At 39.5% G+C, this 6,219-nt stretch carries 7 protein-coding genes; 6 read left to right on the top strand and 1 reads right to left on the bottom strand.

Annotation, left to right across the window (positions count from 1 at the left end; translation table 11 throughout):
• Positions 1-10: 10 nt before the first annotated feature.
• The 5 genes from ACR2MV_RS12000 (at position 11) to ACR2MV_RS12020 (ending at position 3,942) form a co-directional block, all read left to right on the top strand.
• Complete coding sequence (locus ACR2MV_RS12000; protein WP_434022158.1) at positions 11-475, top strand: RidA family protein; 465 nt, start codon at positions 11-13, stop codon at positions 473-475.
• Between the two features lie 12 nt (positions 476-487).
• Positions 488-1,579: a D-TA family PLP-dependent enzyme gene (locus tag ACR2MV_RS12005; protein ID WP_434022159.1), complete on the top strand. Its 1,092-nt coding sequence runs from the start codon at positions 488-490 to the stop codon at positions 1,577-1,579.
• A gap of 24 nt (positions 1,580-1,603) precedes the next feature.
• Positions 1,604-2,068, top strand: coding sequence for a hypothetical protein (locus ACR2MV_RS12010; protein ID WP_434022160.1), 465 nt, complete (start codon positions 1,604-1,606; stop codon positions 2,066-2,068).
• Between the two features lie 2 nt (positions 2,069-2,070).
• Complete coding sequence (locus ACR2MV_RS12015) at positions 2,071-3,141, top strand: dipeptidase (protein ID WP_434022161.1); 1,071 nt, start codon at positions 2,071-2,073, stop codon at positions 3,139-3,141.
• Between the two features lie 156 nt (positions 3,142-3,297).
• A complete protein-coding gene (locus tag ACR2MV_RS12020) occupies positions 3,298-3,942 on the top strand; it encodes a toxin-antitoxin system YwqK family antitoxin (protein ID WP_434022162.1) in 645 nt (214 codons plus the stop codon).
• 247 nt (positions 3,943-4,189) lie between these two features.
• On the opposite strand, the gene ACR2MV_RS12025 is transcribed toward ACR2MV_RS12020, so the two are convergent.
• Positions 4,190-5,074 (bottom strand): metallophosphoesterase, encoded by an 885-nt coding sequence (locus tag ACR2MV_RS12025; RefSeq protein ID WP_434022163.1) that lies wholly within the window; start codon positions 5,072-5,074, stop codon positions 4,190-4,192.
• A 150-nt stretch (positions 5,075-5,224) separates the two neighbouring features.
• On the opposite strand from ACR2MV_RS12025, the gene ACR2MV_RS12030 reads away from it, so the two are divergent.
• Positions 5,225-6,130: a dienelactone hydrolase family protein gene (locus ACR2MV_RS12030; RefSeq protein ID WP_434022164.1), complete on the top strand. Its 906-nt coding sequence runs from the start codon at positions 5,225-5,227 to the stop codon at positions 6,128-6,130.
• Positions 6,131-6,219 lie beyond the last annotated feature (89 nt).

Below are 6,219 nucleotides of genomic sequence, written 5' to 3' on the forward strand. Positions count from 1 at the left end.
TTATAATCAAATGAGCAAGTTAGTATCTCAAACAATTGAAGAATTAAATTTAAAATTCCCTCCGGCCCCTAAACCAGCAGGAGTTTACAGACCAATTTTAGTCGTCGGGAAGTTTTTATACGTTTCAGGGCAAGCACCCGTCAACTTTGACGGCAGTTTGATGCAAGGGAGGGTTGGCGACAACCTGAGCCTTGAAGAAGGAAAGTTGGCCGCCCGACAAGTGGGCCTTACCATGCTCTCCACCATTCTCACCCATTTTGGAGATATCGACAAGGTTAAACGCATTGTCAAGGTCTTAGGCATGGTGAATTGCACCGCAGATTTTCAAAGACAACCATTGGTGATGAATGGATTCAGCGAACTAATGGCCGACGTATTTGGCAAAGAATATGGTATTGGCGCAAGATCAGCGGTTGGAATGATGCTTCCTGACGGCATCCCTGTAGAAGTGGAAGCCATGTTTGAGCTTTATTAAAAATCATGTGCAATGAACTGGTATGAGCTAAAAGACAGCCATAAACTTGAAAGTCCCAGCTTGCTTGTTTATCCTGACAGAATTCAATACAATGCGGAACTGATGTGCTCCATGGCAAAAGATCATGACCGACTTCGACCACATATCAAAACCCACAAAATGGCTGAAGTGATTGAAATTCAGCTACAACTTGGAATAAATAAATACAAATGTGCTACCATTTCTGAAGCCGAATTACTGGCCAGATCGGGCGCTACAGACATTCTTTTGGCGATGCAGCCTGTAGCCCGTCATCTGGATAGCTTTCTTCAGCTGATGAAAGACTATCCCGAGATCTCGTTCTCTACACTGGTAGATTCCGAACAAACTCATCTCACTTTCAGGAAAGCTGCTCAAAAAGCAAACATGCAACTAAACCTCTGGATTGATATAAACAACGGAATGAACCGCACAGGTATTCTTCCGAATGAAACAGCGGTAACACTTTTCCATTCGCTTCAAAATGATCCAGAGATCAACCTTCTCGGACTGCATGTATATGACGGACACATCCACAACGGTGACCTTAACCAACGTGAAATGGCCTGCAATAAAGACTATCATAAGATTGCTGCTCTGATAGAGCGACTCGAAAAAGATGGGGCTGAAAAACCACTGGTAGTGGCAGGAGGTACACCCACTTTCCCAATACATGAAAAAAGAGATCAGGTGGAATTAAGTCCTGGAACACCGCTTCTATGGGATTACGGCTACGCAAGCAACTACCGGGATTTAAAGTTTTTACCTGCTGCCATATTGATGACCCGCATCGTTAGCAAGCCAGATAAAAATTTAATATGTTTTGATCTTGGACATAAGTCAGTAGCCTCCGAAATGAAGCTTCCAAGAGTGCATTTTTTATCAAACAACAATTTTAAACAAATTTCTCAAAGCGAAGAACACCTCGTTGTTGCCTGCGATAATAGCGACGAACATGCAATTGGCGACACTCATTTTGCGCTTCCAATTCACGTATGCCCAACTGTCTCAAAATTCCCATATGCATATGCCATAAAGGATCATATTGCAGTGGGAAAATGGATGGTGGCCGCACGCGACCATTAACAATTAATAACTTTAAATGAAATTATGAAAAATACTGTATTCCTGATACTTACAAACTTACTACTGATAGGATGTACACAAGATAAAAATACAAATGTCGTTTCTCAAAACCTAGAAAAAAACAACATTGAAGGGTCTTGGAAACTTGTCTATGCCCACATCAAAGAGCAAGATTCGATACAGGTAAAAGACCTGAATAAAACAGAATTTATCAAGATCATTAACGAGAGTCATTTTGCCTTTTTCGATCAAGGCAAAGGTAGCGATGAAACTTTTACTGCTGGTGGAGGAACCTACACCTATGACGGAGAAGATTATATTGAAACCCTCGATTTTATAAATGCTCCTGCTTACAGAGGGCATGTTTTTCCTTTTAAAGCTGAAGTAAAAGGAGACTCTTTAATTCAACAAGGACATGAAAAAATTGAAGAAGCCGGGTTAGACCGTTATATCCTTGAAAAATACATTCGAATCACTAAACAACAATAAGTATGCTGGTATTTGATGCACACCTTGATTTATCCATGAACGCCTTGGAGTGGAACCGAGATTTACGCTGGACAGTAGATGAGATAAGAAAAAGCGAAGAGGGCATGACAGACAAGCCGGATCGCGGCAAAAATACCGTATCGTTCGGAGCAATGCGCCGAGGAAACATCGGTATCTGTGTAGCTACGCAAATCGCAAGGTATGTAAAAAGAGACAGCGAATTGCCTGGTTGGAATTCACCTCAGCAGGCCTGGTCTCAGACACAGGGACAATTGGCCTGGTATAAAGAAATGGAAAAATCAGGTGAACTGAGAGCCATTAAAAATCTTTCAGATCTTCGAAGTCATCTTGAAAATTGGAAATCCAACACCAAAGATACCCCCATAGGATACATTTTAAGCCTTGAGGGCGCTGATTCCATCGTTTCTCCTGACTACCTATATCAAGCATGGGAACAAGGGCTCAGAGCTATAGGACCTGCTCATTATGGTCCTGGAACCTATGCACACGGAACTGATTCTGTTGGAGGAATTGGTGAAAAAGGCAAAGAACTCCTAAAAGTAATAAGTGAACTTGGATTAATCCTTGATGCCACACATCTTTGTGACCAAAGTTTTTGGGAAACCATGAAGGTCTATGACGGCCCTGTATGGGCCAGCCATAACAATTGCAGGAAATTTGTTGATCACAACAGGCAGTTTGCTGATGAACAGATAACAGAACTAATTAGTCGTAAGGCTGTTATTGGAGTAGCACTTGATGCCTGGATGATGGTTCCGAATTGGAAAAGAGGTATCTCAACGCCGGAAAGCATGGGCGTTACCCTGGATCTGATGGTAAATAATATTGATCATATTTGTCAATTGGCCGGCAATAGCAAACATGCTGGTATCGGTACAGATCTGGATGGCGCATTTGGAAAAGAGCAGTGTCCATCGGACCTGGAAACGATTGCAGATCTGCAAAGCATTCCGGAAAAACTGGCATCCAAAGGGTATTCAAAAAAAGATATTGAAAATATTATGAGCCTAAACTTCATCAATTTCCTGGAATCAACCTGGGATGGAAGCTAATTGAAAACAGGACTGTTCCTTCTTATTTATATTGATTATTTTTTTTGTCTTGCATTAAATTTTTCAATTAATTTGGAGAGCAAATAAGCAGGATTTATATACATTTGAAATGCTAAATAATTTACTAATTCAACAATTTATAAAAATTTTCAAGTCATGAAGAAAATAATGTCTGTTCTTGCTCTTGGCCTACTATTGATATCAGCTAGCTGTCAGCAAGAGGCCGTTCGCATAGAAAAATCTGAATTCAAGGTTATACATGGAGTTTTTCATCACAACGATGTTAAATTTACCGGAATAGCCTATGAAAACTATACCAATGGAAAAGTTAAAAGTGAGTGGACACTTTTAAATGGTATAGAACACGGAGAAAGCACCCTTTATTATTCAAATGGGCAAATCGATGAAAAGATCTTCTGGACAGATGGAGAAAAACACGGGCCGTATGAAAAGTTTTATGACAATGGGCAGCTTGAGGTAAAAGCGCAATACACTTTTAATGAAAAAGATGGTGACTTTGAAACCTATCATAAAAATGGCAAGCCATGGCGAAAAGGAAGCTATGACAATGGTCGATTGGAAGGAAACATTGAAGAATACTACGATAATGGGCAAATTATGACTTCCATAACCTGGACGGATGACAGAAAAGAAGGACCCTATGAAGAATACTATAAAAACGGGCAGCTTAAGACAGTTGGCTACTACAAGAATAACAGAAAAGACGGTACTTTTGAATCTTTTTCTGAAACTGGAGAATTGCTAGAAAAAATTAATTTTGAGAATGGCAGACCTGTTTAGGCTCGATTCATAGGATAAAAATAAAGAAACGCTCTATCATATGCATAGAGCGTTTTAAGTTTTTCAGCAGATCTGTCATCACTTATTTTTCTTTTCCTGTAGCTATTTGATGATTTATGTTTCTTCTTAGGGAAATTCTCATACTTATGAACTTATTTACTTTATGTTTCATAAATCATTAGCTCAAAGATACATGAGACTAAGCTATAAACGTGCGACATCATATGTCAGGTGATACAAATACATGCTAGAGATACTTCTCTAAGGAAACCGGTCCTTCCAATATCGTTTTAACGATTGCCTTATCTGCGCCCGCATCCAAATACCATTTCACCAGTGAAATCTCATAATTTTCTATTTCAATTCCAATAATTGACTTAGGATGTACGCAACTTCCGTCATTAAACAGAGGAATATCGCCGGGATCCGGAAATCTTGGCCTGTGTGTATGTCCGCACAGCACCATTTGTTGATTGTGATCTAGAATCCATTGATGAAGCTTTTTTTCCACCTTGACAAGCTCCTTGTAATTTTTCGCAGGACTGGTCGGATCTCTGATCCCGAACCACTTTTGCGCGTACTTCCAGAAATAACGAACAAAAAACCTGTTGATTTTCCAATGCCTGTAATTCATATAGTCTGCCTGATGACCGTGAAGGGCAAAAATAGACCTGTTAGATCCTTCAAAATTAATTAATAGGCTCTCGTAATAAGCCAGGTTAAAGTAAGCTTCCTTATCGGTGATATTTTTAGGCGGAAAAAAGTTCCGTATCACCTGCTCCACTTTTAGCGGATCCCTGAATTCCATGTCATGATTGCCCCATAACAGATACAACCTCTTTTTCTCATGAAACCTCTGAAGTAAGCTAAAAATGGGCTGGTAAGCATCGAAGATAGGTTTAAAAGATTTGTTTTCCCACAATTCAATGCCATCACCCAACTCCACATAGGTAAAATCCTTATCAAAATATGTCTGTAAGGCATGGGAGTATACCCTGATATTATTTCTAAAATCATCTGCATAACTATTGTCCCCTTTGTGGAGATCACTAAAAAAAATCAGTTTGGCATCTTTTTCAAAGGTTACTTTCTTAGCTGCCTCGAATGCCTTATTTAGAATTGAATTGACCATAAACGGTTTAAACCATGAAAGTAAGAATTTTGATGTATCTTTTTTATTCCTACGCAATTTATACCATAGAAATAAATCTATATAGTGTGTATTGAATATTTTCTATCTTTATAAACAAGCAGAAATTGGAAACAGCAAACCTAACAGATAATGAAGAAATTAGAGAAAAAAGATATCAATCAAGAAGTATTTGACCTTTACGACGATTATGCACATAACATCATACAGCGAAGAGATTTTATTAAGAAACTTTCTGTATACGCTGTTGGCGGGATCACAGTTTCTTCCCTTTTAAGTTTTATCCTGCCTGACTACTTAAATTCAGTACAGGTACAACCGAATGATCCAAGACTGGATTCGGCATTCATACAATACGAAAGCCCAAAAGGAGGTGGAACCATCAATGCTTTAGTATCTAAACCTTCAAACAGGAACGCTAAAATGGGTGGCATCGTAGTAGTTCATGAAAACAGAGGGCTCAATCCTTACATAGAAGATACCGCACGAATAGCAGCATTGGACGGTTTTATAACCATCGCCCCGGACGCACTTAGCCCGCTCGGGGGTTATCCTGGAAATGACGACGATGGAAGGGAGATGCAACGGAAAAGAGACAAAACTGAAATGCTTGAAGATTTTATAGCAGCATATGAGTACCTGAAAGCGCATCCCGATTGCAACGGCTCTGTTGGTGTTGTTGGTTTTTGTTTTGGGGGCTGGATTTCGAATATGATGGCGGTAAAAGTACCTGCTTTATCAGCTGCTGTACCGTTTTACGGATCTCAACCAAAAGAAGATATCGACAAAATTAACGCTCCTCTTCTGCTACAATTTGGAGGATTAGACGAAAGAGTGAACAAAGGTTGGCCAGAGTATGAAAAGGCCCTCAAGGAAGCAAAAAAAGAATATACAGCCTACATATATGAGAATGCAAATCATGGGTTTCACAATAACACAACTCCAAGGTATGACAAGGAAGCCGCAACTTTAGCCTGGAGCAGAACCATGGATTTTTTTAAGGAGAAGCTCGGGGAAGCACAGCCCCACAGAAAATAGTGAGATCAATATGATACCATTTAGACATAAAATCTTCATCTAAACATAGAAATTATAATCATGTAAATGATACATTTACATTTAGTTCT

Origin of the sequence: Lutimonas sp. (assembly GCF_051011215.1) — a bacterium.
GTDB lineage: Bacteria > Bacteroidota > Bacteroidia > Flavobacteriales > Flavobacteriaceae > Lutimonas.

Bases quoted from the DNA above. Each gene is read 5' to 3' on its own strand.
- ACR2MV_RS12000 (WP_434022158.1), top strand. From the start codon at position 11: ATGAGCAAGTTAGTATCTCAAACAATTGAAGAATTAAATTTAAAATTC.
- ACR2MV_RS12005 (WP_434022159.1), top strand. From the start codon at position 488: ATGAACTGGTATGAGCTAAAAGACAGCCATAAACTTGAAAGTCCCAGC.
- ACR2MV_RS12010 (WP_434022160.1), top strand. From the start codon at position 1,604: ATGAAAAATACTGTATTCCTGATACTTACAAACTTACTACTGATAGGA.
- ACR2MV_RS12015 (WP_434022161.1), top strand. From the start codon at position 2,071: ATGCTGGTATTTGATGCACACCTTGATTTATCCATGAACGCCTTGGAG.
- ACR2MV_RS12020 (WP_434022162.1), top strand. From the start codon at position 3,298: ATGAAGAAAATAATGTCTGTTCTTGCTCTTGGCCTACTATTGATATCA.
- ACR2MV_RS12025 (WP_434022163.1), bottom strand. From the start codon at position 5,074: ATGGTCAATTCAATTCTAAATAAGGCATTCGAGGCAGCTAAGAAAGTA.
- ACR2MV_RS12030 (WP_434022164.1), top strand. From the start codon at position 5,225: ATGAAGAAATTAGAGAAAAAAGATATCAATCAAGAAGTATTTGACCTT.